Below are 25,426 nucleotides of genomic sequence, written 5' to 3'. Positions count from 1 at the left end.
CTGGGTGTGGGAGGAGTATACCGTATTGCCTAGAGAGCGGCAGCCGCTCAACGCTGCTTCCGAGCCATAAATGCTAATGTTTTGATCTAAGCTTTAAGAAAACAGCAGGATAACGGTATAAAATACTTTAAGGGGAAAGCAACTGACAGCAGGGGCATAAATACAGCCGACGTGACCCAACCATCATTCGCTCAATAATGCTGCCGCAGCGGTGGCACGATAACCCTGCACGCTCAAAGGCGCTAAAACGCCACTGCCTGCGTGGCTCCTTCGCAGCAATTGCCTGCTCAACCCACGCGTCAAGGTTAGTAACTCCTGCCTGGCGGTATGCCCGATGAGTGATATCAATAATAGAGTCGGCTAGTAGCGAGAGCTGAACAGCCGTTAAATCCACAGGTCGCATTTTAGGGTGAAGCTTAGAAAAAAATAGAATTTCTGTTCGCAGGTAATTACCCAAGCCTGCCACCAGCCGCTGATCTAACAACAGCGCCCCCAAGCTTCTCCGCCGGAACTGGGGGTCATTTAAGCGCTTTTGTACATCACCTGATGTTACCTGCTGGCTCAACAGGTCAGGACCTAAACGCGCTAAAAATGGGTGTGAATCTAGCGCATTTTCATGCCATAGCGACACATCCGATGCGCTATAAAGGCTCGCCGCCCTGCCCTCTGCTGTTAAACGAACGCGAAGAGAGCGTTTGGTCGGGGGCGGCTTATCTTCTGAATGGAGCTTCCATACCCCATACAGCTGATTATGAGAGTACAGCACCCGCTGATCTGCAAAGCGAATCAGCATCGCCTTTCCCCAGGTATCCACTGCGTTTACTTGAATGCCGATTAACGAACTAGCCTGTTTAGCAAGCTCGGGGAATGCAAACCACACATCATCCAAGGTTTTACCACGCAGCTGCTTTTCAATTTTATCAGCAGCACGGCGAATTTCAGGACCTTCCGGCATTGTTTACCCCAGCGCCAGCTGCTTTTCTTTCATTTGATGAAGCTGATCACGTAGACGCGCCGCCTCTTCAAACTCGAGGTTCTGTGCTGCTTCAAACATGGCGTCCTCAAGCTTACTAATAGCGCCTAGCAGGTCTTGTTTGCTCATGGTGGTTACATCGTACTCGGCGGCATTTTCCGCCACTTTGCGCTCTGAACCACGGCGACGACTGCTCTTTTTACCGGGCGCTTGGGCAGCTTCAAGAATATCGGCTACCGATCGCGTGACCGTAGTGGGAGTAATGCCATGTTTTTCATTGTGCTCGACCTGTTTGGCGCGGCGCCGATCGGTCTCATCAATCGCTTTGCGCATTGAGTCAGTGATTCTGTCGCCATAGAGTATCGCTTTACCGTTGGCGTTACGGGCAGCGCGGCCAATGGTTTGAATCAGCGAGCGCTCGGCGCGTAAAAAGCCCTCTTTATCCGCATCCAGAATAGCCACCAGCGACACTTCGGGTATATCCAACCCTTCGCGAAGCAGGTTAATCCCTACTAATACATCAAATTTACCCAGCCGCAGGTCACGAATAATCTCAACCCGCTCCACCGTATCGATATCGGAGTGCAAATAGCGCACACGAATACCGTGCTCATCCAGGTATTCGGTTAGGTCTTCAGACATACGCTTGGTCAAGGTGGTCACAAGCACACGCTCGCCAACGGCGGTACGTAAGCCGATTTCAGAAAGCAGGTCGTCTACTTGGGTGCTTGCCGGGCGAACTTCTATCTCAGGGTCTAACAGCCCGGTTGGCCGCACCACCTGTTCAACTATCTGGCTGGCGTGCTCTGCTTCATATTTCCCCGGCGTGGCTGAGACAAAAATCGTCTGCGGGCTTATCGCTTCCCACTCCTCAAACTTCATCGGCCGGTTGTCCAGCGCTGAGGGGAGCCGGAAGCCATACTCGACTAGCGTCTCTTTGCGTGAACGGTCGCCCTTATACATACCGCCTACCTGGGGCACGCTAACGTGGGACTCATCTATAAACAGCAGTGCGTCATCGGGCAAGTAATCGAAGAAAGTCGGTGGCGGCTCACCTGGGGCACGCCCCGAGAGATAGCGCGAGTAGTTCTCAATGCCGTTGCAATAACCCAGCTCCAGCATCATCTCAATATCGTAAAGGGTGCGCTGCTCAAGACGTTGCGCTTCCACCAGCCGCTCGTGCTTGCGCATCCATTCCAGGCGTTCTTTGAGCTCGCCCTTGATGGCATCAATGGCCCCCAAAATAGTTTCCCGCGGCGTAACGTAGTGCGATTTTGGGTAGATGGTCATACGCGGCACCTCCCCACGGACAGCACCGGTCAACGGATCAAACAGGCGAATGGTGTCAATCTCGCTGTCAAATAGTTCAACCCGTACCGCCTCTTCATCTGAGTCTGCCGGGAAGATATCAATCACATCGCCGCGTACTCGGTAAGTACCCCGACGAAAATCCATATCGTTGCGGGTATATTGCAGCTCAGCTAGGCGGCGCAGAAAAGCCCGCTGATCAATCAGCTCACCACGGGAAAAATGCAGGCGCATTTTCAGGTACTGGTTGGGGTCACCCAGGCCATAGATAGCTGAAACCGATACGACGATTAACGCATCACGACGCTCCAGCAGGGCTTTAGTAGCTGACAGACGCATTTGTTCGATATGGTCATTAATCGAAGCATCTTTCTCGATAAACGTATCGGAAGAGGGAACGTATGCTTCCGGCTGATAGTAATCGTAATAAGAGACAAAATACTCAACCGCGTTGTCTGGGAAAAACGACTTAAATTCCCCGTAGAGCTGGGCAGCAAGTGTTTTATTAGGCGCCATGACGATGGTAGGCCGCTGCAGCTGCTGTACCACATTTGCCATGGTAAACGTCTTACCTGAACCGGTTACCCCCAGCAGGGTTTGATGGGCAAGTCCCGATTCCAGCCCGCTGATTAAACTACGGATTGCCGTTGGCTGATCACCGGCAGGCTTAAATTTTGACTGTAGCCTGAACTCCTTGCTCATCATTACTCCCGTTCTGAGGGTGAAACACTCAGTATGCAGCGTTACTCGGTGTGCGTCGTAATTTCTACTGTCGCCTGGGTCATCAGTCGCTGGATAGGGCAGCGATGGCTGATCTCTTCCAGCTTGGTGCGCTGCTCAGGGTCTTCAATCCCGTGCAGCATCAACGTGACGGCCAGGCTGTAGACACCTTTTCTTTCTTGGCTATCATCGCGCTGCACCTTCACGGTGATTCCCTCTAGAGGCCACTGCTTACGCTTCGCGTACATTTGCACGGTAATCGCTTTACAGGTACCCAGCGCGATATCGAAGTAATCATGGGGGTCGGGGGCACTACCATCACCACCAACGACCGGTGGCACATCCGAGTACAGCGCCTCCAAACCGTCGACCTCAACCCGTTGACGAAAAACGCGATTGCGCTCGCTAATAATAGTGATGGGCTTATGCATTACGATACCTTTACTCCTAGGTTAAGTTTTTCAACGGCTTTAATAAGCGTCTCCCGCTTAGCACGTCCTTCTACCTCAGCGCCATAACGGCCCACCTCAGCGCTATCGACGCCATCTAATATCATTAATGCAGTGGTGATTTTATTGACCTGTTCAGGGGTGGTTACGCCCTTAAACGTTAGTGATTGATAAGCCATCCGCCACCCTTTTGAAAAATGAATCTATGGTCAGGCGATTGCCGAAACCTATACAAATATGCTGCACAGTACCGGTGCAGTAAGAATGTCTAGTATGCCATAGCTGTCTTGCAATTGGCTCACGGCGCCCTCACCTAACTAAGTCGCGTTTCAGTTTCATTCTTAAAATACAGTTTGTATGCTCTACATACATTAGCACTCTGCATCCATTATGCGCTCTACACGAAACTATTGCCGCTTAGGCATAGCTAGCTAATAGCCAGATACTAGCAACCACCTGCAATCAGGAGTTTTTATGGCGGCCGCCACTTTCCAGACCCAGCTAAATCGCAATGTACGTCTTACCCACCTTGGCGCTCTGGATGTGATAGGTGCGGATGCAGAGAAATTTCTGCAGGGTCAGACCAGCGCCCAAGTCAGTTTAGCGAATGGCCACTTTGCACCGCTAACCTGCTTTTGCACCCCAAAAGGTAGAATGCTGGCTAATGCTCAGATACTACGCTTAAGTGAAGAGCACTTCCGCTTGATAATGAGCGCTTCGCTAGTCGACATACTGGCAACACACTTAAAAAAATTCGCCGCTTTTTACCGTACAGAGTTAGTCACCCAGCCTACGCTTACCTTTGTTGGCGCCAGCGCAGACGCCCTGCCGTTAGCCAAGGCAACGGGTATGACGCTACCTGACCTACCCGACACCCAGAACAGCAACGGCGAAACGCTTGTGCTGCGTATACCAGGCCAAGCACGCTGGCTATTTTGCCTCAAAGATAGTTCGCACCATGAACTGAGCGATGACGACCAATCGCGCAATGCGTGGCATCTTGAAGACATCCGCAATGGCATAGCATGGCTTACCGACGCACAGCAGGATCATTTCTTGCCACAGATGCTTAACTGGGAAGCCTTAGGAGGGATCAGCTTTAAAAAGGGCTGTTATACCGGCCAGGAAGTCGTCGCGCGGGCTCATTTTCGTGGCCAGGTAAAAAAACGCATGGTGCGCGCCTCAGTTCCCGCGACCACATTGCCTAGCACAGGTGATGCTTTGATAGATGCTGACGGTAAACGCGCTGGAGAAGTGGTGAGCAGCGCGTTCAGTGAAGAGCAGCACGTGGAGCTGTTAGCGGTTGTGAGCACTAAAGTTATCGAAGATACGCCTGCTATTTTTTGGCAAGATAAATCTGTAACGCTCTGTTCGCTACCTTATGCTCTTGAGCGCTTAGATCCTGAACAATTAGCCGTTAACGTGAATGCATAACAGCCTGATAATCACTTAAGCCTTAATAATTAACAAGCCCAAACAGTCGCGCTGCATTCGCGCTACTTAGTGCCGCGACCTCCTCCGCCGTTTGGTTGCGTAGCGATGCGACGGCTTTACAAACGCCTGCCACTCGACAAGGTTCATTACGTTGGCCCTGATACCCGCTAAGGGGCATATCAGGGCTATCCGTTTCCAGCACAAAGCCATCGTCTGGTAACTGACTAACCACGCGACGCAGTCGCTGGGCACGCTCAAAGGTAACGCTGCCCCCCAAGCCTAGCGTATAGCCAAGCTGCAAAAACCTATCAGCCTGTTGGTAAGACCCCGCAAATGCATGAATCAAACCACCCCTAGGCAACGCAAGCTCGCGCAACCGTTTGCTGACGGTGTCGTTCGCTTTGACACAGTGTACTACCACCGGCAGTGCATACTGTTTGGCGAGCCGCAACTGGGCATCAAAATAGCGCCACTGCTCATCTAAGGTATTTGTAAAACGCCCGTCGATGCCGCACTCACCGACAGCGACGAAATGCTTATTTTCCGCAATCTGTTGCTCCAGAGCATCAAGATCCTGCTCCTGGTGCTCGGCGATAAAATAGGGATGTAAGCCTAGACACAGGCTGACATCCGAGCGCTCCCCTAGCTTAAGCACATTGGGCCAGCGAGTTCGTGTGGTACCCGGCACCACAAAATGGCCCACACCCACCGCTTTGGCCGCATTGATAACATCGAGGCGATCATCATCAAACGCGGCAAAATCGAGGTGGCAGTGGGCATCTATCAACATAGGCAGTGAGCTTAATGCTCGCGAGTCGGCTGGAAGCGGATGTCGGGCCAACGCTCCTGGGTCATCTGCAAGTTAACCCGGGTTGGCGCAATGTAGGTAAGATACCCTCCCCCATCGATTGCCAAATTGGTACTGGCCTTGCGCTTGAACTCCTCCAGCATCTTGGCATCTTCACAATATACCCAGCGCGCCGTTTGCACGTTGACGCCTTCATACAGGCAGTCAACTTTGTACTCTTCCTTCAACCGGTGGGCGACCACGTCAAACTGGAGCGTACCTACCGCACCTAAAATTAAGTCATTATTGTCCATCGGCATAAATACTTGAGTAGCCCCCTCTTCTGAAAGCTGCTGAAGTCCCTTCTGCAGTGCCTTCATTTTCAATGGGTCTTTTAAGCGCACACGCTTAAACAGCTCCGGGGCAAAGTGAGGAATGCCGGTAAAGCGCATATCTTCACCCACCGTAAAGGTATCGCCGATCTGAATAGTGCCATGGTTGTGTAAACCAATAATATCGCCCGGCCACGCCTCTTCTACCTGCGAGCGATCCGAGGCCATAAAGGTCAACGCATCGGCAATTTTCACATCCTTACCAATACGCACATGGCGCATTTTCATGTTTTTTTCATACTTTCCCGAACATACGCGCAAGAAGGCAATGCGGTCTCGATGATTCGGGTCCATGTTGGCCTGAATTTTAAAGACAAAACCGGTAAAGCGCTCATCGTGAGCGGTCACTTCACGCGTATCGGTATTGCGGGGTTGGGGCGCCGGGGCATGCTCTACAAAGCCATCCAACATTTCGCGTACGCCAAAGTTCCCCATGGCAGTACCAAAATAAACGGGTGATAACTCGCCGCGGCGGTAAGCCTCAAGGTCAAACTCATGGGACGCACCGCGTACTAACTCAACCTCCATACGCAGTTCTTCTGCTTGCTCTTCACCCAACACAGCATCCACTTCAGGGTTATCTAACCCTTCAATACGCTTATCGTCAGGAATGCGACTACCCTGACCTTGGGTATACAGATGAACAACGTCGTTATAGAGGTGATACACCCCTTTGAAGTGCCGTCCCATGCCAATCGGCCAGGTCATCGGCGCACACTGAATGTTTAATACGGTTTCTACTTCATCCATCACCTCAATGGGGTCGCGGATATCACGATCCATCTTATTGATGAAAGTCAGGATAGGCGTAGTGCGCAGACGACACACCTCCATCAGCTTGATGGTGCGATCCTCAACCCCTTTTGCGCCATCAATCACCATTAACGCTGAATCGACCGCTGTCAGCGTGCGGTAAGTATCTTCGGAGAAGTCTTCATGCCCTGGCGTATCTAGCAGGTTTACAATACGCCCACCATAGGGGAACTGCATCACCGAGGTGGTTACCGAGATACCCCGCTCCTGCTCCATCTTCATCCAGTCAGAAGTAGCATGACGGTCATTGCGCTTACTCTTCACCGAGCCAGCCATCTGGATAGCGTTCCCAAACAGCAGCAGCTTTTCAGTGATAGTTGTTTTACCCGCGTCAGGGTGTGAAATGATAGCAAAGGTACGGCGCAGTTCAGCTTCGCGCGCTATGTTAGCGTCAGACATTAGGCTCTCTGAAAGATGGTGCAATATTCAATCCGGGGAAGCGCGTACAACAGCGGCGCTTGAGTGGGTATATGGTAACGCAACTAGGCCATAACGGCATACCACGAGGTGACGACCATGTATCTCAAGCAAAAACAATGCACAAAAAAACGCCGGATAACCGACGTTTGAAATGGTACATTCCAGAAAAGCGACTGCTTACGCGAGGCCTCTTTGACAGTTTTTTGATGGCTTTTTACGATAGCTTTTTGCAATAGCTCTTTGTGATAGCTCTTTGCAAAACATCTATGCGAATGTATTGACCTGAGTACCTAGGCTACCCTCTTGCGCAAGATCCGGCTCAGCACCCGCAGTTGATGATGCCAGAACCTCTGTTACTTGGTTAGCCTGATCCTCAAGTGCCTCTCTAAAAACTTGCATTTGAGCTTGCTCAGCGGTTTGCGCTTGGTTCATGTACAGAGCGGTGCTTACTGCATTGCTTGCGGCAACATCCATATTTCACCTCACATTTCAAAAAATACGCTTCAAGCGTAGCAAATCCGGGACCTTCACACCAAATTTCTCATCACCTAGGTTCAGACATCTCATCAGATAGGTCGCTTTCTAGGGCAGCTTTAATACCCTCTGCCGTGCTAATTAAAAACGGTCTGCGCGGAACGGCGCCATATCGATAGCCGTTGGCTTATTTTCCATCATATCGGCAAGCAACTGTCCTGTGGCTGGCCCCAACGTAAACCCTTGGTGGCCATGGCCAAATGCCAACCACAGCCCTGGGTGACGCGGTGCTGGGCCAATCACCGGCTTCATATCCGGCAAGCATGGGCGTGCGCCTTTCCAAGCAGCTGCGTCGCACCGCTCGCCAAGCGGAAAAACGGTGCGAGCCACTTTTTCGGCGGCACCCAACTGCTGCTCATGAGCCGGCGACTCAAGTCGATCAAGCTCTGCGCCTGTCGTCAGCCTCACGCCCGCGTTCATAGGCGCCAGCAAATAGCCCACCTCTGCGTCCATCAGCCAGTAATTAAGCTTAGCATTGGTTTGCGTTGCATAGTGCATGTGGTAACCACGCTTAACAAAGGTCGGGAAGTGGTAACCCAATTTTTTCATCCACTCACCTGCCCACGGCCCAAGCGCCACGACAACCTCATCGGCTTCTAACGTTTCAGCAGCAGTATCGACTTTCCAACCCTCTCCTTCTTGCTGGAAACCATTAATATCGGTTTGCAAGATTCGTCCGCCTTGCTCAACAAACGAAGCAGCGTATGCAGCTACTAGCCCACCCGGATCGGCAACTGTCCATGGATCGAGCCAATGAATAGCCCCGATAATATCACTGCTTAAATCCGGCTCTTTCGCAGTCAGAGCAGCACGATCTAACACCGCAAACTGCACGTTATATAGCGCTCGCGCCTCTTCTGCCTCTTTCACACGTTTGGCAAGCTTTTCAGGCGTACGATAAATTTCCAACCACCCTTCACGGCGAACTAAATGATCCGCGCCAGCGGCTTCAATCATTGGCCCATGGGTCTCTAAGCAGAGCTCAATCAATGAAGCCCACTCAGGAATAATTTTCTTATAAAGCCGCGAAGATGAGTGGTGCCAGTAGCTAAGCAAAGGTGATGCTGCATTAAACATGCCCGCCGGGCGATAACGAATATCCACACGGTTATTCGGCAATACGCTGAGAATAGTCTTCATGTCCCGAGGAAAGGGGTAAGGCCTAACTGCTTCCCGCTGAATAATGCCCGCATTACCAAAGGAGGTTTCACGGCCAGGCTGGCTGCGATCGACGAGTGTCACCTGGTGACCACGCTGCTGTAAGTGCCATGCAATGCTGACGCCTACCATTCCTGCCCCTAACACCACCGATTGACGCGCCATTTTGATGCACTCCTTTCTTAACAATGATTGCGCATATAAGCCCAGGTAGCTGCGCAAGTAACTTGTTGAAAAATATCACTATCTGACAAGCTTTAACACAGTCATAAAAACTGTTTTTTAGTGTATTTTTAGATATTCATGTCGCAAAAAACACAAATACGGATGACTTCACTAAACGCGGCACAACAATTGCTTAATATCTATCAGCACCACGGTTACCCATCTATCAGTGTGCGTAACGAAAAGGTCTATCAGGGCTTGATGAAGCGGGCCTGACAGCTAGTAGCACCATAGCAGTGCTGAATACGCACCAATACTGCACAAGGGTTTGCCAATGTCTTACGGTTTTGACACTACGTTAATCGATACGCTTTGGGTGTTGTGGGCAGCCGCATTAGTTTTCGTTATGCAAGCGGGGTTTTTGTGCCTTGAAGCTGGCACAACACGAACTAAAAATGCCATCAACGTCGCCATGAAAAACTTAGCGGACTTTGCCATCGCCGTCAGTGTGTTTTGGCTTGCTGGTTTTGGGATGATGTTTGGAGCCTCCCACTCAGGCTGGATTGGCACATCATTGTTTGGCTGGGATCTTGAATCGGCAAACAGCTGGCTGATAACGGTCTTTATTTTTCAAGCCATGTTTTGTGCCACGGCAGCGACTATCGTGGCGGGGGCTGTGGCTGAGCGAATGACATTTATCGGCTACCTATGGACGGCCTTTTGGATCGCTCTGCTTATCTATCCCATATTTGGCCACTGGGCATGGGGCGGCCTACTAGGCGGATCACCTGGATGGCTAGCAGCACTAGGCTTCGTCGATTTCGCAGGTGCAACAGTAGTTCACAGTGTCGGTGGGTGGGTGGCGCTAGCCGCCGTATTAGTTATTGGCCCAAGGCATGGGCGCTTCCAGCCTGATAAACCGCCCGCCACGTTTCCTGCAGGAAATCTGCCGCTCGCGATGCTTGGTGCCCTGTTCATGATTTTAGGCTGGTTTGGCTTTAATGGAGGAAGCACTTTAACGCTTAGCAGTGCAGTACCCGGCATTCTCGCCAATACCCTACTGGGTGCTGTAGGCGGAGTCTTATCAGCCATGCTAGTGGGCTGGCGCATACGACGCTATGCCGATGTGATGTACGCGATTAACGGCGCAATAGCAGGGCTAGTGGCAGTAACTGCAGGGGCACACGTCCTTTCACTATCAGCCGCATTTTTACTTGGCAGTGTCAGCGGCGTTCTTATGGTTCTTTCGAGCGAGTGGCTGCTAAAGCGCCGCATTGACGATGCAGTGGGCGCAATACCTGCCCACCTAGTGGCGGGCGTTTGGGGAACATTAGCACTTCCCTGGTTTGCCGATATGAGTACTTTAGGCACCGCGCTAAGCCGAACAGACCAATTTGGAATCCAATTGATCGGCGTGATGGTTTGTGGTGCATAGAGCTTTGGCATCGCCTGGCTGCTCTTCAGCGTAACACAGCGCTTTTTACCCCTGCGTGTCTCTGAAGACGCTGAAAAAATGGGTCTTAACTTGGCAGAGCATGGCGCAAAAAATGAGCTTCACCAGCTCCTTGAGCATATGCGACAACACGAGCGGCAGGGTGATATGCACCAACGCATAGACGCCGACCCATTTACTGAAGTAGGCGAGATTGCCGCTGGCTACAACCGGGTTTCCGCCGCCCTTGAGCGCGCCGTAGGCCATACGCAAGTGATGCTCCGCAAATTACGCGATGGTGTGATCACATGGCAGTCTGACGGCACTCTAACCGGCCTAAACCCCGGCGCAGAAGCTTTATTTGGGGTAAACGCTCAACAGCTAGTTGGCCAACCCGTCAGCAAACTATTTCCCAATAACACCCTCCACCCCGGCGCACGTCATGAAGTTAAACTACGCACAAAAGAGCAGCAGGTGCGCTACTTAGAGATTCAGGTAAGCGAAGGCGCCATTGGCTCGGCCTCGGAGTGTTCAGGCATGGTGCGAGATATCACCGAACGCAAACAGCTTCAGGAACAACTGAATCGAGAAAGGGACCTTGCTCGCATAACACTGGCATCCATCGGCGACGGAGTGATTACCTGTGACGTAAGCGGCAACATCACCTTTATGAATACAGAAGCACAACGGCTCACCGGCTGGACATTGGAGGATGCCATTAATCAGCCGATACAAATAGTTTATCAATTATATGATGACGTTAACGAGCAGCTGATTAACAACCCTGCCCGCCAGGTGCTCACCCAGCACGAAGCCGTTCAATACAGCGAACACTGCCAATTATTACACCGATACAGCAAGCGCCACCCAATCCAACACAGTGCAGCACCGATTCGCTCTCGGCGGGGCATCACATTAGGCGCCGTGGTTGTTTTCCAAGACGTAAGCTTGACACAAAAACTCTCTGAACAGCTTAACTACCAAGCAACTCACGATAATCTAACCGGATTAGTCAACCGCCGTGCATTTGAAACCGTGTTAACCAAGCTGCTCGAACACCCAGAGCACTCGCATGTTCTCTGTTACTTAGATCTAGACCAGTTCAAGATTGTTAATGACACCTGCGGCCACCTAGCGGGCGACGAACTGTTAAGGCAAGTAGCGGTAAAACTAAAAACCCACGTGCGCAACAGTGACACGGTTGCTCGCCTTGGCGGTGATGAGTTTGCGCTTATTCTTCCAGACTGCCCATTAGACAAAGCCGCACATATTTGTGAAGCAGTGCGTACTGACATCGAATGCTATAGGTTTGTTTGGCAAAACCACACGTTTGGCATTGGCGTTAGCATTGGCCTGGTGCCGATCACACCTGCACACCCTATGCACTTATCAGATGCCCTTCATGCCGCTGATGCCGCCTGCCACATCGCCAAAGAAGCCGGAAGAAACCGCATTCATAGCCATCAACCCAGTGACCGCCATTTATTAGAGCGCCATGGCGAGCTGCAATGGATTCAACGGTTACAAAACGCTCTTGATAATGACACCTTCCGACTTTTTGCTCAGCCAGTCAGCGCCGTTTGTGGGACAAAACCTGGCTACCAAGAAATACTGTTACGTCTCGAGGAAAACGGCATACTTATTTCGCCCGGCAGTTTTCTACCTGCCGCCGAACGTTACCACTTTATGACACGGATTGATCGCTGGGTAATTCGCAATACGCTTGCATGGCTAACGGATCGACACCGCGGCTCAGATGATAACGAAATCGGCTACTGGGGCATTAACTTGTCTGGAGAATCACTTTCAGATAGTGCTTTTTGCCATGAACTGATTCAACAAGTACGTAAAGCGGGCCTACCAGCAGGAAGCTTATGCTTTGAAATTACCGAGAGCACTGCCATTGCGCAGCTTTCAAAAGTCAGCGAATTAATCCAATCGCTAAAAGCGCTCGGTTGCAAGTTCGCATTAGACGATTTTGGTACAGGGCTTTCTTCGTTTAGCTATCTTAAGCAACTACCCGTGAATTATATAAAAATTGATGGCAGCTTTATACGCAACATTCACCACGACCCCATTGACAAGGCTATGGTACAAGCAATTCACGCGGTGGGAAAAGCATTAGAAATCGATACTATTGCCGAGCATGTCGAAACTCAGGAAACACTGGACACGCTAAGATCATTAGGAATTGAGTACGCACAAGGTTATCTGCTGGGCAGGCCAGAGGCTATTACAGAAACAACTGACAATAGCATAAGGGTAATGCCAAGATAGAATGACGCTGGGGGATAAGGCGACAATGCAAAACAAAGGTAATTAAGCTAAGGGATTAAGATCTATAGGGAAGGTTGGCTCAAAAAGAATTCAGCCATTTATGAAAGAGTTGCAAATGTGTTGATAGGTTAATGGGGTGGATGATGGGGATCGAACCCACGACCACCGGAGCCACAATCCGGGGCTCTACCACTGAGCTACATCCACCACAACCTAAAACTGAGTAGTACGTTACATCAATGGGGTGGATGATGGGGATTGAACCCACGACCACCGGAGTCACAATCCGGGGCTCTACCACTGAGCTACATCCACCATAGATGAAGTACTTTAAGGACTACTTTTGATCACTGCTCACGTACACCATTTTTTAATCTAGATCTAATTACCTTGTTAAAAGTAATTATCTATATCATTAATGGCGCGCCCAGCAGGACTTGAACCCGCAACCTACGGCTTAGAAGGCCGTTGCTCTATCCGGTTGAGCTATAGGCGCACATGAAGCATTCTATCTAGCTGAATACTGATGAGCACTTGACCACAACCAAAGTCTGGAAAAGCAAGCTGCCGTCTTCCGCGCTAGGCATGTGGTCGGGATGGAGGGATTCGAACCCCCGACATCCTGCTCCCAAAGCAGGCGCGCTACCAGACTGCGCTACATCCCGATTTCTTACCTTAGACGCTGCTGCGTATCTCGTCTCAAGCGAGGCATATATTACTACTTCTAATTTTAAAGTCAACACCTAAAGTGATTGATTCGATAGATGCTTTGCCTTCCCGCCCTAGCATGCGAAAATTGCTCCTTAATAGAAAGCGCGTTGCTGCACGTATTTAGCAGTCTGCTTTGCTCTTCAACCTCGCATAGGGATCTCATTACATGGTCGCCCAACTCATCGATGGCAAAGCCATCGCCGCTAATGTCCGTCACGCCGTTGCCGAAAAAGTCAGCGCACGCCAGCAAGCCGGCGCTCGAGTACCCGGACTAGCCGTTGTAGTGGTCGGAGAAGACCCAGCGTCTCACGTGTACGTCAGCAACAAGCACCGTGCCTGCGAGCAAGCGGGCATTCTCTCTTTTCAACACGCCCTGCCCGCCAACACCACGCAGGAAACGCTGGAAACCCTAGTCGATCAGCTAAACGATGACCCTGCGGTTGATGGCATTCTGGTTCAACTACCTCTGCCAGACCATATGGATGCACGACCCATTTTAGAGCGCATCCGTCCTGATAAGGATGTTGATGGCTTTCACCCTTACAACATTGGCCGCTTAGCCCAGCGAATGCCGTCGCTGCGGCCCTGTACGCCTAAAGGCATTATGACCATGCTGGCGCAAAGCGGGATTGCGGTGCGTGGCTTAGATGCCACCGTTGTAGGCGCCTCTAACATTGTAGGCCGCCCAATGGCACTAGAGCTTATGCTCGCGGGCTGCACCACGACGGTTTGCCATCGTTTTACTCAGAACCTGCAAACGCATGTTAGTCGTGCTGACCTATTGGTGGTTGCTGTTGGCAAGCCTGGCATCGTTAATAGCGAATGGATTAAGCCTGGCGCTATTGTTATCGATGTAGGTATTAACCGACAAGAAGATGGCTCACTGATGGGAGATGTCGACTTTACCATCGCCGCTGAACGCGCCAGCTTTATCACACCGGTGCCCGGCGGCGTAGGGCCAATGACGGTTGCTACCCTGCTTGAAAACACCCTAGAAGCCGCTGAGCGCCACGACAAAGCTCTATAAGGGCTTAAAGAAACGCCGCCTTAAGACGATACTGAGCAACCAAGGAGCACCTTAACGTGCGACGGATTGGAATTATTGGCGCCATGGCGCAAGAAGTTAACCTTTTAGCCAGCCAGCTTGAAAATGCTGCGCGTTATGAACACGCCGGTTTTGTATTCTATACCGGTACGCGCTATGGGTTAGAGGTGGTGGTGTTGCAGTCAGGCATCGGTAAGGTCAACGCAGCCGTAGGCACCGCTATCCTGCTTGAGCGTCATCAGCCTGACGCTGTTATTAACACCGGCTCGGCAGGCGGCTTCGCTACCGATCTAAATATCGGCGATGTCATCATCTCTGATGAAGTTCGTCACCATGATGTGGACGCCGTCGTGTTCGGCTATGAATTAGGACAAGTTCCAGGCATGCCCGCCGCTTATCAGGCTGATAAGCAGTTACGCGATCTAGCACGTGGCGCCATTGCAGCGCTGGGGGAAGTAAACGTTCGTGAAGGGTTAATCGCCACAGGGGACGCCTTTATGGCCGATCCGGAACGCGTAGCCACAACGCGCGCTCAGTTCCCTACGATGCTGGCGGTTGAAATGGAAGGTGCCGCGATTGCACAAACCTGCCATCTCTACGGATGCCCGTTTGTGGTTATCCGCGCGCTGTCGGACATACCTGGCAGCGGCGACAACCATCTCTCTTTTGAACAGTTCTTAGATATCGCCGCAGACCACTCGTCCCGCATGGTTGATCAAATGCTTATAACGCTCGGCAACACCTAGTCGACAACGCAAAACACAACATAAAACGGAGCCCAATGGCTCCGTTTTATGTTGCTAGCTAGCGCTAGATAGAGGGCTACATCTGCTCGATAGCGCGCTTTGCCAGGCGCCGCTTTTAGGCGTCTTTAAGTGCCCACGGCAAGGTTTCACCTGCCATAAGCGGAATGATGTCCTGCCCTGCGGCGTAGGGGAAGCGTTCAGGCAAACGCCATTCACGGCGTTCCAGCGTGATGGTGTCAGTATTGGGGGAAAGTCCGTAAAAACGCGGACCATTTAAGCTGGCAAAGGCTTCAAGCTTATCCAGCGCCTGCATCTCTTCAAACGCGACTGCATACAGTTCAATCGCGGCAGGCGCCGTATACGCACCTGCACAACCACAGCTCGACTCCTTATCACCTTGGGCATGGGGAGCACTATCGGTACCCAGGAAAAACTTAGCGCTTCCACTGGTCGCAGCTTTTAGTAACGCCAGACGATGCTGTTCGCGTTTTAAAATCGGCAAGCAGTAGTAATGGGGGCGAATGCCACCCGCCAGCATCTTGTTACGGTTAAATAGCAAATGGTGAGCAGTAATGGTAGCTGCAATATTGCCGGGCGCAGCGGCAACAAACTCCGCAGCCTGCTGGGTCGTAATGTGCTCAAAAACCACTTTAAGGCTAGGATGCCTCGCTAGCAGGGGCTTCATTACCCGCTCTATAAACGCTGCTTCACGGTCGAAAATATCGATATCACTATCGGTGACTTCACCATGAACCAATAATGGCATACCCAACTTGGCCATCATCGCAATTGCCTCATCGCAGTGGGCAATATCGGTAACGCCAGAGGCCGAATTAGTCGTTGCCCCCGCTGGATAGAGCTTAACGGCTTTCACTACACAACTTTCAACCGCTTTTTCAATTTCACTGACAGGCGTTGTATCGGTTAAGTAGAGCGTCATTAGCGGCTCAAAGCGACTCCCAGGGGGTAGCGCTGCCAAGATGCGCTCGCGGTAAGCAATGGCCTGCTCGGTGGTGGTCACGGGGGGCTTGAGGTTTGGCATGATAATCGCTCGACCCATTTGGGCGGCGGTATGGCCTACCACGGCGTTTAGCGCCTCATCATCACGTAAATGAAGGTGCCAATCATCAGGGCGGGTTAACGTAATAGCGTCCACGGCAAGTCCTGTGCTTATCTGGTTGTAGAGTAATCGGGCAGAGCATTAGAGAGTGCACAGTATACCCAATACTGCGGGGTATAAATCTACCGTTGTGCCCCACAGCCCTCATCAAGTGTCGTATCATGGCGGCACTTTGTAGGATCAAGGATCTCGTTGTTTATGCAGAACGTGCGTCGCTATGCAGACATTATCGCCAGCATTGAAGGGTTAATGTGGCTTGGGCTTGCCTGGTCGATCTCTATTTCAATGTACAAAGGCAGTACCGAACCCACTGTGGCAATGCTGTTTGTGGTTGGCGCCTTGGTACTTATTAGCTGGGCTCACCGCCCCATGCGCTATTTATTGGGGCGCTACCATATCCGTAAGCGGCGAACAGATATGTGGATTCATACCCTTGCATTGCCACTACTGTTGGCAATGTTTTTCCACATTATGCTTGAAGCCATCGTAGGTAGCGCCTGGCTTCCACCCAAAATGCTGCTGTTTAACTTTTTAGCTTCAGCCGGGTGGATGACCTTTGTCATGACCCTATTTATCAAATTTGTCATTCATAGTGTTAAAATATCAGGTAGATAATCTCGTTATGCCCACCGCCCTTCCCCTGCCACTGTCAACGCCAAACCGCAATCTGGTTCGATTGACCATTGTCCGAGGCATTACATGGACAGGCTTTTTACTGGCGATTATTGTCGGCATCGAATTCTTAGCGTTTGATTTACCCGTTACAGCAGTGGTCGGCGTGGTCATTGCTATGGGCGTGCTTAATATTGCGACTTGGTGGCGTCTTGGCAGGCCCCGGGCGGTAAAACATATTGAATACCTTTCCCACTTATTAGCCGATGTGGCCGGTTTAACACTGCTATTTTATTTTTCCGGTGGCTCTACCAACCCGTTTATTACCTATTACCTAGTGCCAGTGACCATTGCAGCCGCCACGCTACCCTGGCGGCATGCCTGGACAGTGGCCGCCTGCTCTATGGCGGGTTATACGTTTTTGATGTTTTACTATCACCCTATTCCGCAGCTAGGCCACATCAATAGCGATGGCCCACTCAGCCTTCACGTGCTGGGCATGTGGCTCAACTTTGGCTTATCGGCGGGGCTGGTCACTTTTTTTATTTATAAAATGGCGCATGCGCTTCGCAACCGGGATAAAGCCTTGTCGCTCACTCGGGAATCTGCTCTGCGCAACGAGCAGGTATTAGCAGTGGCTACCCAAGCCGCAGGCACTGCACACGAACTAGGCACCCCACTCTCCACCATGGCGGTGCTTCTTAAAGAGATGCAAGATGAAGCACTTAGGGACAGCGTGCTTCAGCAAGACATTGCGCTGTTGCGCCAGCAGGTCGATGTGTGCAAGTCGCGTTTGCAGCACTTAGTTACCAATGCGGATCGGCGGCGTATGGCTGAACCTGAAGTGCTTGATGCAGAAGTGTGGTTGGCAGGCGTAGTGCAGCGCTGGCTGGTTATCAGGCCCGATGTTAGCCACCACTTCGATGTTAACGAGAAGCGTGGCCGCCCTTGGCTTGCCGTGGATGCTACCCTTGACCAAGCACTCACTAACTTATTAAACAATGCCGCCGATGCAAATCCAGAGCAGATTGCCATTCGGTTAGATTGGCAGGAAGAGAGCGTCATTATCGATATACGCGATCATGGCCCCGGGATTGCTATGTCCATCGCTGACCAGCTTGGCGATACCTTCGTCTCTACAAAAAGCAAAGGGATGGGAATTGGCTTGTTTTTAACCCATGCCACGATTAACCGCTTTGGCGGCGGCGTTAGACTGTACAATCACCCTGAAGGTGGCACGTTAACGGAAGTAACGCTTCCACGCTGCTCCGCCCCAGATAGGTAATAGCGGCATGGCAGCCGCAGCAACACCGAGGACATCATGCAGACGCACGAGCAACGCCTTCTAATTATTGATGACGATGAAATGTTTTGCCATGTATTGAGCCGAGCGCTCAGCCGACGTGGCTACGAGGTAATGGTTGCCCACGATGCCGACCAAGCACTAACGGTAGCGGCGCAATTTGTGCCAACCATGGCAACATTGGATCTTAAACTCGAACACAGCTCGGGCCTTAAACTACTACCTGAGCTGCTCATCACCGTGCCCCATTGCCGCATTGTGGTGCTTACCGGCTATTCGAGCATTGCCACCGCAGTAGAAGCAATCAAGCTAGGCGCAGTGAACTACTTGTGTAAACCCGCTGACGCGGACGACGTTATTCATGCGTTTGAACAGCAGGAAGGCGACCCCAACATCGAGCTTGCCGATAACCCGCCCTCTATCAATCGCATTACCTGGGAACATATCCAAAAAGTGCTTCAAGAGCACGATGGCAATATTTCAGCGACTGCCCGCGCGCTGGGCATGCACCGGCGAACCTTACAACGCAAGTTACAAAAACGCCCAGTTCGCCGTTAACTCACGTTAAAGTTCAGTCAATAAACATCTATGCATCAGCAAATTCCCCTGTTACCACCCTCTTATAAACGCTTCAGCATAAGTGGCGCGCCCTAACAGGGGAAATAATCGCGTTAGTGGGCTGTCCAGCCTAGGTCAATATTCCAGCTTGAACCGGTTACCGCACCAGCAGCGTCAGAAGCGAGATACGCTACCATCTGTGCCACTTCGATTGGTTCGATTAAACGCTTAACCGCGGCATTTTTTAGCATGATGTTTTCAATCACCTCTTGCTCGCCCATACCGTGCAGCTTGGCTTGATCGGCGATTTGGTTATCCACCAGCGGTGTTCTCACATAGGCAGGGCAAATAGCGTTGGCAGTAATCCCCTGCTCGCCGCCTTCCAGCGCAGCCGTTTTGGTCAACCCCATCATGCCATGCTTAGCACTTACGTACGCAGACTTGCCGGGCGAGGCGACTTGGGCATGAATCGAGGCAATATTAATAATTCGCCCCCAGCCTTTTTCACGCATTGATGGCCAAGCCGCTTGAGTGAGGATGAAAGGCGCCGTGAGCATTAGATCAATAATTTGACGCCACTTCTCTTCAGGAAAGGTTTCAATCGACGCAACGTGCTGAATACCCGCATTATTCACCAAAATATCCACGCCACCAAAGCGCTTTACCGCATCCGCGATAGCAGCACGACACGCATCAGGATCAGTTAGGTCAGCCTGGTAAAACGCCGCGCCAGCCGCATCGGCCACTTCCTTGCCTTTTGGATTGAAATCCACGGCGAGAACCTGATGGCCCAGCTCACAAAAATGTTTCACAACAGCGGCACCAATGCCTGTGGTGGTACCGGTTACCACAGCAACGCGGGGGGTTGCGGCTACTGGAGAACTCATTAGCATTTCCTTTTGGGTTAAATTAGATGTTGAAAAGCAGGTCTTGAAAAACGCGACATAAAAATAGTCAATTTAACGCTCGGCACTCGTCGACACTCTCGTGTCACACTAGGCCATTTACAAGAAATCAGAGAGGAACATCAAAAGCCGGAACACGTTGATGATATCGGGGTTATTCATAACGACAACCGAAGCGTCTAGATGTAACGGTTACGAGTATAGAAGCCCATTAGGCTGTCTGCATACTCTGCCCTTCTGGCACTTAGCTCTGAGCCATTAAGCGCGACATCATTTGCTGCGCTAACCGAGCGGCATCCTGCATACTTTCGAGATCGCTTAAATCCTCTAAGACACTGCGCTTGTAGATTTCATAGCCAGTAGGCAACCGCTCCAGGTCTAACAAGTAACGCCCTGAAGGTAAGTCAAGCAACAGCGTCTCAGGTAGCGGCGACGTCAGCATGGACTGCTCGGGCACCGCCATCAGCCAAAGCTCACAAGGTGTCATCAAGGCTCCCACCATCAGCGAAGCCCCATGAACTGTCTCGTTGAGGTGTTCAAAGCATAAAGCGTCTACGCCTAACCGAGGGTTATAGTGGCTATGTTCTTTGATAGAGCGCAGGTGCGCATCTCGATACGCCAGCGCCAGTGCCGCTAGGTGCTGATACTCCTGGTGAGCCAACCGTTGCATCACTTCTCCTTGAACAAATGGCACCGATAACGCGCCTCAATGATGGACGTAGTTTGGTGCTATTGGCGAAAGCGTCTCAGCTACGCCACAATGGCCGTAATTTTTTACTGAAAGCCTACTATTTTAAAGGAGCGTTACCCATGTTTGTGGTTATTTTTGGTCGCATGTCTTGCCCTTTTTGCGTCCGCGCAAAGCAGTTAGCTGACCACCTGGAAAGCACAGGAAAAATTGAAGGCTATCGCTATGTAGATATGCCTACAGAGGGTGTTACCAAAGAAGATATTGCAAAAACTGCGGGCAAACCAATTCACACAGTTCCGCAAATATTTGTCGACCAACAGCACATTGGCGGTTTTACGGAATTCGACCACTATGTGCGCAATAAACAGCTACTCGCCTCTTAAACTTGGCGTTAAAAATGCCGTTAATACCCGTTGAACCCAATGTACCCTTGCTTGCCTATACTGAATGCCCAAGAACTTAACCCATACGGGTCAACTATAGGCGGCGAGGTTACCCCATGCAGCGAGAGGAGTTTATTCAACAGCTGTGGCTTGACTATATTCATACCCATCCCGATTTAGGGGCACTTAGGCTGTGGCCGTTAAACACCCCAGCTGAATACCTGACGCTGGTAACTCTCAACCACGGGCCTTTTGCTGCGAACATACTGGCGGGCAAGCTAGCGCATATGGGGTACCGTTCAGTAGGTCATTACGCCATGGCAGATAAAGGGATGCTCATTCACCTTCTCGCCCCTAATGACAATGGTAGTTGGCTATTATTGGCAGAACTGCAGTTAGGCACACTTTGCAAAGCGCCCAGGGAAGCACTCACTGGCCTAGTAGCAAAAAGCCATCCCGAAGATTGCAAAGGCCATAACTTGTTTTGTCGTGGGCGTCCCTGGCCAATGCCGTCCTGGACACTGTATCAACAGCTTCAAGCTGCCCACCCACTTGCAGCATGGCTAGCGGTCATGGGCCCACGACTTCATCATGCAGGCTTTGATTGCATAGCTCTGGGTAATCCACTTGAAGCACTCGATGCCCAACTCGCAACGGCTGGCATGCCAAGTATCGAAAGTCAGCAAAATGGCGTATTCCCCGTCTCATCAATGCTGCAACATCGCTTTTATCCCGCTATGCCTCAGAAAATTGCGTTTGACAACGGCGATGAACACCGGCTTAGTCTTGGCGGCCTCGCCTTAATTCAAAAGCATCTGGACGATGACCACGAGCGAATTGCTGAGATATTGCTGCCTTTTCATACTCGCTGTGAAATGGCGTGAGCCCGACAAGCGTGCCCACGCCAATTTAATCAGCCAACGTAAGCAAAATTACTCATCAAAGGTCATTTCAGGAACGTTATCTGGAACAATGAGCTTTCCAGCGGTTTTCTCAATGATCTCTTCAACGCTTACACCCGGCGCACGCTCTTTCAAAATGAATGCACCGTCTTTAATTTCAAGATAGGCGAGATCTGTCAGAACGCGATTGATACAACCTGCACCGGTTAATGGCAGCGTACACTTCTCCAGCAGTTTAGATTCGCCATGTTTAGACGCATGGGTCATTGTACAGATAATATTTTCGGCGCCTGCGACCAAATCCATAGCGCCACCCATGCCTTTGATCAATTTACCAGGCACCATCCAAGAGGCAATGTTGCCTTCCTGGTCGACTTCAAAGGCGCCAAGCACCGTTAAATCGACATGACCACCGCGGATCATGGCAAACGATTCAGCCGAAGAAAAAATTGCCGCACCGGGTCTAGCGGTTACCGTCTGCTTACCGGCATTAATCATATCCGAGTCTACTTCTTCCTCCGTCGGAAAGCGTCCCATGCCCAGCAAGCCATTTTCAGACTGCAGCATGACATCAATACCTTCAGGTACGTAGTTGGCAACCAGAGTGGGAATGCCGATACCTAAATTAACGTAGAAGCCATCTTCAAGCTCGCGAGCAACGCGTTGGGCCATCTGTTCACGTGTTAAAGCCATGGTACTTACCTCGTAGTGAATAACGTGAGAGTCATCGAGTTGAGTAATTGCATTAAGCTATGTCGCAATTAAAAAGCGTGTCGCGATTAACTGCGCACCGTACGCTTCTCAATACGCTTCTCGAAAGAGCCTTGAATAATGCGATCCACATAAATACCCGGCGTGTGGATTTGGCTTGGCTCCAGCTCACCCGGCTCAACAATTTCCTCAACTTCCACTACGGTGATTTTTCCGGCAGTCGCAGCCATTGGGTTGAAGTTCTGCGCAGTATGGCGATACATCACGTTGCCATATCGGTCGGCTTTCCACCCTTTTACAATTGCGAAGTCTCCCGTGATCGCCTCTTCTAAAATGTAGTGACGACCGTTGAACTCGCGTACCTCTTTACCGTCACCAATCGGCGTACCGTAACCTGTCGCGGTATAGAAAGCGGGAATACCGGCACCGCCTGCACGCATTTTTTCTGCCAGGGTACCTTGGGGCGTAAGTACTACATCGATTTCATTATTGAGCATCTGCTGCTCAAACATTGCGTTCTCACCCACATAAGAGGCAAAAATCTTACTGATCTGGCGATCTTCAAGCAGCAGACCCAGGCCAAAGCCATCAACCCCACAGTTGTTGGACACAACAGAAAGGTCTTTAACCCCCCGGCGCTTAATCTCAGCAATCAGGTTTTCGGGGATGCCACACAGGCCGAAGCCACCTGCAATCACCGTCATCCCATCTTTGATACCTTCCATTGCTTCCTCGTAGGAAGACACTCGCTTATCGAATCCTGCCATTGTTATGCCTCTCATTATTGTCGGTGGTGCGTTGAGCAGATCCTAACGATGCTGCTTACGGGATAGTGCCAGTGTTGTACTTGATGATATATTTGTTAAGTTTGTTTTTCTTATCAATTTATTTTAAAAACTTATAAAAGAGTCTACATGACTGCCAAACAACTGCGCGCCTTTCTCGCGGTCGCCCAAACCCTGAGCTTTACCCATGCATGTGAGCGCCTGCACCTTTCACAACCAGCATTGAGCCTCGCTATCAAAGGGTTAGAGGATTCGCTTGGCGGTAAATTACTCATCCGAAGCACCCGTAGCGTGCGGCTGACCCCTGAAGGAGAGTCGTTACTCCCCCTTGCTAAACACCTGCTAGCGCAGTGGGATAACACCGAGGAGCGCTTGCGCCAGCGATTTACACTTCAATTGGGCCGTTTGAGTGTTGCCGCCATGCCATCTTTTGCCTGCAACTTACTGCCCGGCGCGCTGGTTAAATTTCGTCAACAATACCCCAAAATCAACATCACCGTTCACGATGTGATTAACGAAGAGGTGATCGACATGGTGCGCTCCCGCCAAGTCGAAATAGGCATAGCTTTCTCACCAGAGGGAACAGGCAGCCTAACGTTTACACCCCTATTTGAAGATGAGTTTGTGGCGGTGGTGCCGCCGACATTTCCCTTACACGCTAGCAGCCTTTCATGGGCAACGCTTTTACAGGATGACTTCATCACCCTTCAGCGCCCGTCGATGGTTCGTCGCTTGCTGGAACTAGAACTGGGCAAACGTAAAATTGATTTACCCGTAGCGTTTGAAAGCCACCAACTCTCAACGGTAGGTAGAATGGTAGCCGAAGGCTTGGGGGTTAGTGCCGTCCCCTCTATGTGCATTAGACAGATGCAGGCGCTAGGCGCCCGCTGCGTTCCTTTAAATAGCCCAAGCATTGCTTGCCGGGTAGGTATAATCACCCAGCAGGAGTTATCAGTCGCCGCTTACGCTTTGCGTAATGTGCTTGTCGAAAGTGTAAAAGCACCTTGCCTAGCTGAAACGTTTTAAAGCACGCTGCTAGCATTAGCACGTCCCATAAAAACACCCTAACCGTGCAATAGTGAACAGCTAAGCTGGGCAGCATCGCTTTGATCCTTTAGCATTCAGTCTAAAGGCGTACTCACGTGCAGAGCGCTGAACAGAAGAATTTGTATCGAGGAAATGCGGTATGCCTATTGTGAAAGGAGTTGTCAGCGTCTTACTGCTGATAGTTAGCACGCTTTTTTGGGGTGTGCCTCTTATTCTGCTGACGCTTGCCAAGGTAATCACGCCTGGCCGTCATCGCAAACAGTGGCTACTTAATAAGCTCTGTGCTGTCGCTCAAAACTGGATAGGCCTTAACCTCTGGTGGATGCGGCGCTGGCTAAAACCCAACCTGACTATTAATACGCCTGAAACCCTGAGTACCGATCAATGGTGGCTGGTAGTTTCAAACCATCGAAGCTGGACCGATATTTTTATCCTTTTTATGGCGCTGCACCGCCGAATACCGTTGCCACGCTTCTTCTTAAAACATCAATTAATATGGATCCCAATCGTCGGGCTAGCATTTTGGGCGCTGGAGTTTCCTTTTATGCGTCGCTTCAGCCGCGAACAGATTGCCAAAGACCCTAAGCTCGCCACTATCGACCGTGAAGCAACAGAGCGTATATGTCAGCAGGCGCGTAACGCACCTATTACAATACTTAATTTTGTTGAGGGCACGCGTTTCACAGTGGCTAAACGGGATGCCCAAAACAGCCCTTTCCGGCATTTGTTAAGGCCGAAAGCGGGCGGCATTGCCCAGGTGATTAGTCTGCTAGGCGACCAATTGGATGGTATTCTTGATGTAACTATTAGCTACCAAAACCCATCACCCACTTTTTGGGGGTTTCTATGCGGTAAAGAAGCCCCCATTACCCTTGAAGCAAGGCAACTGGCTGTTCCCCATTGGATGCTTGATGCCAACTATCACCAAGAACCGCAGCACAAGGAACGCTTCCACGCATGGATCAATTCACTCTGGCAGGAAAAAGATACCTTGCTTGGCAACCAAACCGATCACGATTAACTCACTGGATGGTGATTTGTTTAC

The 25,426-nt window shown here is 51.0% G+C and carries 24 protein-coding genes, 4 tRNA genes and 1 pseudogene; 12 read left to right on the top strand and 17 right to left on the bottom strand.

Features of this window, described 5'->3' with window-relative positions:
* Window positions 1-127: 127 nt before the first annotated feature.
* From BB497_12325 to BB497_12310, 4 genes are read right to left on the bottom strand one after another with little or no spacing between them, the layout of a single operon-like run.
* Window positions 128-955, bottom strand: a complete 828-nt coding sequence (locus BB497_12325; GenBank protein ID AVI63425.1) for a hypothetical protein — start codon at window positions 953-955, stop codon at window positions 128-130.
* A 3-nt stretch (window positions 956-958) separates the two neighbouring features.
* On the bottom strand, window positions 959-2,983 hold the full coding sequence (locus BB497_12320) for an excinuclease ABC subunit B (protein AVI63424.1): 2,025 nt from the start codon (window positions 2,981-2,983) through the stop codon (window positions 959-961).
* A 41-nt stretch (window positions 2,984-3,024) separates the two neighbouring features.
* The gene (locus tag BB497_12315) at window positions 3,025-3,432 is read right to left on the bottom strand and encodes a peroxiredoxin (protein AVI63423.1); all 408 of its coding nucleotides are present in this window, start codon (window positions 3,430-3,432) and stop codon (window positions 3,025-3,027) included.
* Window positions 3,432-3,629 carry a hypothetical protein gene (locus BB497_12310; protein AVI63422.1) on the bottom strand — a complete coding sequence of 66 codons (198 nt, stop codon included), beginning with the start codon at window positions 3,627-3,629 and terminating at the stop codon, window positions 3,432-3,434. The genes BB497_12315 and BB497_12310 overlap by 1 nt, the downstream gene beginning before the upstream one ends.
* Before the next feature lie 295 nt (window positions 3,630-3,924).
* On the opposite strand from BB497_12310, the gene BB497_12305 reads away from it, so the two are divergent.
* A complete protein-coding gene (locus BB497_12305) occupies window positions 3,925-4,884 on the top strand; it encodes an aminomethyltransferase (GenBank protein ID AVI63421.1) in 960 nt (319 codons plus the stop codon).
* A gap of 22 nt (window positions 4,885-4,906) precedes the next feature.
* Here BB497_12305 and BB497_12300 read toward each other — a convergent pair whose 3' ends face one another.
* On the bottom strand, window positions 4,907-5,674 hold the full coding sequence (locus tag BB497_12300) for a hydrolase TatD (GenBank protein AVI63420.1): 768 nt from the start codon (window positions 5,672-5,674) through the stop codon (window positions 4,907-4,909).
* 11 nt (window positions 5,675-5,685) lie between these two features.
* Complete coding sequence (locus BB497_12295; protein ID AVI63419.1) at window positions 5,686-7,275, bottom strand: peptide chain release factor 3; 1,590 nt, start codon at window positions 7,273-7,275, stop codon at window positions 5,686-5,688.
* 71 nt (window positions 7,276-7,346) lie between these two features.
* On the opposite strand from BB497_12295, the gene BB497_12290 reads away from it, so the two are divergent.
* A complete protein-coding gene (locus BB497_12290) occupies window positions 7,347-7,532 on the top strand; it encodes a hypothetical protein (GenBank protein AVI63418.1) in 186 nt (61 codons plus the stop codon).
* 28 nt (window positions 7,533-7,560) lie between these two features.
* On the opposite strand, the gene BB497_12285 is transcribed toward BB497_12290, so the two are convergent.
* Window positions 7,561-7,770, bottom strand: coding sequence for a hypothetical protein (locus BB497_12285; GenBank protein AVI63417.1), 210 nt, complete (start codon window positions 7,768-7,770; stop codon window positions 7,561-7,563).
* 141 nt (window positions 7,771-7,911) lie between these two features.
* Window positions 7,912-9,153 carry an amino acid dehydrogenase gene (locus BB497_12280; GenBank protein ID AVI63416.1) on the bottom strand — a complete coding sequence of 414 codons (1,242 nt, stop codon included), beginning with the start codon at window positions 9,151-9,153 and terminating at the stop codon, window positions 7,912-7,914.
* Between the two features lie 334 nt (window positions 9,154-9,487).
* On the opposite strand from BB497_12280, the pseudogene BB497_12275 reads away from it, so the two are divergent.
* Window positions 9,488-12,862 (top strand): annotated as a pseudogene (locus BB497_12275) (ammonia permease).
* A gap of 132 nt (window positions 12,863-12,994) precedes the next feature.
* Here the strand turns inward: BB497_12275 and BB497_12270 are convergent.
* From BB497_12270 to BB497_12255, 4 genes are all read right to left on the bottom strand, one after another.
* Window positions 12,995-13,069 (bottom strand) — tRNA-His (locus BB497_12270).
* Window positions 13,070-13,102: 33 nt separating this feature from the next.
* Window positions 13,103-13,177, bottom strand: a tRNA-His gene (locus tag BB497_12265).
* A 104-nt stretch (window positions 13,178-13,281) separates the two neighbouring features.
* Window positions 13,282-13,358, bottom strand: a tRNA-Arg gene (locus BB497_12260).
* Between the two features lie 92 nt (window positions 13,359-13,450).
* A tRNA-Pro gene (locus BB497_12255) sits at window positions 13,451-13,527 on the bottom strand.
* Between the two features lie 212 nt (window positions 13,528-13,739).
* On the opposite strand from BB497_12255, the gene BB497_12250 reads away from it, so the two are divergent.
* On the top strand, window positions 13,740-14,600 hold the full coding sequence (locus BB497_12250; protein ID AVI63415.1) for a bifunctional methylenetetrahydrofolate dehydrogenase/methenyltetrahydrofolate cyclohydrolase: 861 nt from the start codon (window positions 13,740-13,742) through the stop codon (window positions 14,598-14,600).
* Window positions 14,601-14,656: 56 nt separating this feature from the next.
* A complete protein-coding gene (locus BB497_12245; protein ID AVI63414.1) occupies window positions 14,657-15,364 on the top strand; it encodes a 5'-methylthioadenosine/S-adenosylhomocysteine nucleosidase in 708 nt (235 codons plus the stop codon).
* A gap of 115 nt (window positions 15,365-15,479) precedes the next feature.
* Here the strand turns inward: BB497_12245 and BB497_12240 are convergent, their stop codons facing one another.
* Window positions 15,480-16,520, bottom strand: coding sequence for a dihydroorotase (locus BB497_12240; protein ID AVI63413.1), 1,041 nt, complete (start codon window positions 16,518-16,520; stop codon window positions 15,480-15,482).
* A gap of 162 nt (window positions 16,521-16,682) precedes the next feature.
* Here BB497_12240 and BB497_12235 point away from each other — a divergent pair, with 162 nt between their 5' ends.
* Genes BB497_12235 through BB497_12225 form a run of 3 tightly spaced genes read left to right on the top strand, consistent with a single transcriptional unit; the run spans window position 16,683 to window position 18,957 of the window.
* On the top strand, window positions 16,683-17,099 hold the full coding sequence (locus tag BB497_12235) for a hypothetical protein (protein AVI63412.1): 417 nt from the start codon (window positions 16,683-16,685) through the stop codon (window positions 17,097-17,099).
* A gap of 7 nt (window positions 17,100-17,106) precedes the next feature.
* A complete protein-coding gene (locus BB497_12230; protein ID AVI63411.1) occupies window positions 17,107-18,381 on the top strand; it encodes a two-component sensor histidine kinase in 1,275 nt (424 codons plus the stop codon).
* 36 nt (window positions 18,382-18,417) lie between these two features.
* Window positions 18,418-18,957, top strand: coding sequence for a two-component system response regulator (locus BB497_12225; protein ID AVI63410.1), 540 nt, complete (start codon window positions 18,418-18,420; stop codon window positions 18,955-18,957).
* A 113-nt stretch (window positions 18,958-19,070) separates the two neighbouring features.
* Here BB497_12225 and BB497_12220 read toward each other — a convergent pair whose 3' ends face one another.
* Together BB497_12220 and BB497_12215 are read right to left on the bottom strand one after the other, a co-directional pair.
* Complete coding sequence (locus BB497_12220) at window positions 19,071-19,844, bottom strand: D-beta-hydroxybutyrate dehydrogenase (protein ID AVI63409.1); 774 nt, start codon at window positions 19,842-19,844, stop codon at window positions 19,071-19,073.
* Window positions 19,845-20,106: 262 nt separating this feature from the next.
* Window positions 20,107-20,532 carry a hypothetical protein gene (locus BB497_12215; protein ID AVI63408.1) on the bottom strand — a complete coding sequence of 142 codons (426 nt, stop codon included), beginning with the start codon at window positions 20,530-20,532 and terminating at the stop codon, window positions 20,107-20,109.
* A gap of 140 nt (window positions 20,533-20,672) precedes the next feature.
* Between BB497_12215 and BB497_12210 the strand changes: the two genes are divergently transcribed.
* Window positions 20,673-20,936 (top strand): glutaredoxin, encoded by a 264-nt coding sequence (locus tag BB497_12210; protein AVI64350.1) that lies wholly within the window; start codon window positions 20,673-20,675, stop codon window positions 20,934-20,936.
* A gap of 116 nt (window positions 20,937-21,052) precedes the next feature.
* Window positions 21,053-21,820 carry a DUF1338 domain-containing protein gene (locus BB497_12205; protein ID AVI63407.1) on the top strand — a complete coding sequence of 256 codons (768 nt, stop codon included), beginning with the start codon at window positions 21,053-21,055 and terminating at the stop codon, window positions 21,818-21,820.
* Window positions 21,821-21,868: 48 nt separating this feature from the next.
* On the opposite strand, the gene BB497_12200 is transcribed toward BB497_12205, so the two are convergent.
* Window positions 21,869-22,531, bottom strand: coding sequence for a succinyl-CoA--3-ketoacid-CoA transferase (locus BB497_12200; GenBank protein AVI63406.1), 663 nt, complete (start codon window positions 22,529-22,531; stop codon window positions 21,869-21,871).
* An 86-nt stretch (window positions 22,532-22,617) separates the two neighbouring features.
* On the bottom strand, window positions 22,618-23,316 hold the full coding sequence (locus BB497_12195) for a succinyl-CoA--3-ketoacid-CoA transferase (protein ID AVI63405.1): 699 nt from the start codon (window positions 23,314-23,316) through the stop codon (window positions 22,618-22,620).
* Window positions 23,317-23,463: 147 nt separating this feature from the next.
* On the opposite strand from BB497_12195, the gene BB497_12190 reads away from it, so the two are divergent.
* The gene (locus BB497_12190; GenBank protein ID AVI63404.1) at window positions 23,464-24,360 is read left to right on the top strand and encodes a LysR family transcriptional regulator; all 897 of its coding nucleotides are present in this window, start codon (window positions 23,464-23,466) and stop codon (window positions 24,358-24,360) included.
* A 160-nt stretch (window positions 24,361-24,520) separates the two neighbouring features.
* On the top strand, window positions 24,521-25,402 hold the full coding sequence (locus BB497_12185; GenBank protein ID AVI63403.1) for an acyltransferase: 882 nt from the start codon (window positions 24,521-24,523) through the stop codon (window positions 25,400-25,402).
* The last annotated feature ends 24 nt before the right edge of the window (window positions 25,403-25,426 follow it).

Origin of the sequence: Halomonas sp. GFAJ-1, assembly GCA_002966495.1 — a bacterium.
Taxonomy (GTDB): domain Bacteria; phylum Pseudomonadota; class Gammaproteobacteria; order Pseudomonadales; family Halomonadaceae; genus Vreelandella.
Note: the sequence above shows the minus strand (reverse complement) of the source record. Positions and strands in the feature narration are given on the sequence as shown.

Excerpts from the sequence above, each read along its gene's own strand:
- BB497_12285 (AVI63417.1), bottom strand. The coding sequence starts at position 7,770 with ATGGATGTTGCCGCAAGCAATGCAGTAAGCACCGCTCTGTACATGAAC.
- BB497_12190 (AVI63404.1), top strand. The coding sequence starts at position 23,464 with ATGACTGCCAAACAACTGCGCGCCTTTCTCGCGGTCGCCCAAACCCTG.
- BB497_12290 (AVI63418.1), top strand. The coding sequence starts at position 7,347 with ATGGTAACGCAACTAGGCCATAACGGCATACCACGAGGTGACGACCAT.
- BB497_12195 (AVI63405.1), bottom strand. The coding sequence starts at position 23,316 with ATGGCAGGATTCGATAAGCGAGTGTCTTCCTACGAGGAAGCAATGGAA.
- BB497_12235 (AVI63412.1), top strand. The coding sequence starts at position 16,683 with ATGCAGAACGTGCGTCGCTATGCAGACATTATCGCCAGCATTGAAGGG.
- BB497_12205 (AVI63407.1), top strand. The coding sequence starts at position 21,053 with ATGCAGCGAGAGGAGTTTATTCAACAGCTGTGGCTTGACTATATTCAT.
- BB497_12215 (AVI63408.1), bottom strand. The coding sequence starts at position 20,532 with ATGCAACGGTTGGCTCACCAGGAGTATCAGCACCTAGCGGCACTGGCG.
- BB497_12305 (AVI63421.1), top strand. The coding sequence starts at position 3,925 with ATGGCGGCCGCCACTTTCCAGACCCAGCTAAATCGCAATGTACGTCTT.
- BB497_12325 (AVI63425.1), bottom strand. The coding sequence starts at position 955 with ATGCCGGAAGGTCCTGAAATTCGCCGTGCTGCTGATAAAATTGAAAAG.
- BB497_12225 (AVI63410.1), top strand. The coding sequence starts at position 18,418 with ATGCAGACGCACGAGCAACGCCTTCTAATTATTGATGACGATGAAATG.
- BB497_12210 (AVI64350.1), top strand. The coding sequence starts at position 20,673 with ATGTTTGTGGTTATTTTTGGTCGCATGTCTTGCCCTTTTTGCGTCCGC.
- BB497_12315 (AVI63423.1), bottom strand. The coding sequence starts at position 3,432 with ATGCATAAGCCCATCACTATTATTAGCGAGCGCAATCGCGTTTTTCGT.
- BB497_12320 (AVI63424.1), bottom strand. The coding sequence starts at position 2,983 with ATGAGCAAGGAGTTCAGGCTACAGTCAAAATTTAAGCCTGCCGGTGAT.
- BB497_12185 (AVI63403.1), top strand. The coding sequence starts at position 24,521 with ATGCCTATTGTGAAAGGAGTTGTCAGCGTCTTACTGCTGATAGTTAGC.
- BB497_12220 (AVI63409.1), bottom strand. The coding sequence starts at position 19,844 with ATGAGTTCTCCAGTAGCCGCAACCCCCCGCGTTGCTGTGGTAACCGGT.
- BB497_12230 (AVI63411.1), top strand. The coding sequence starts at position 17,107 with ATGCCCACCGCCCTTCCCCTGCCACTGTCAACGCCAAACCGCAATCTG.
- BB497_12295 (AVI63419.1), bottom strand. The coding sequence starts at position 7,275 with ATGTCTGACGCTAACATAGCGCGCGAAGCTGAACTGCGCCGTACCTTT.
- BB497_12280 (AVI63416.1), bottom strand. The coding sequence starts at position 9,153 with ATGGCGCGTCAATCGGTGGTGTTAGGGGCAGGAATGGTAGGCGTCAGC.
- BB497_12200 (AVI63406.1), bottom strand. The coding sequence starts at position 22,531 with ATGGCTTTAACACGTGAACAGATGGCCCAACGCGTTGCTCGCGAGCTT.
- BB497_12250 (AVI63415.1), top strand. The coding sequence starts at position 13,740 with ATGGTCGCCCAACTCATCGATGGCAAAGCCATCGCCGCTAATGTCCGT.
- BB497_12300 (AVI63420.1), bottom strand. The coding sequence starts at position 5,674 with ATGTTGATAGATGCCCACTGCCACCTCGATTTTGCCGCGTTTGATGAT.
- BB497_12310 (AVI63422.1), bottom strand. The coding sequence starts at position 3,629 with ATGGCTTATCAATCACTAACGTTTAAGGGCGTAACCACCCCTGAACAG.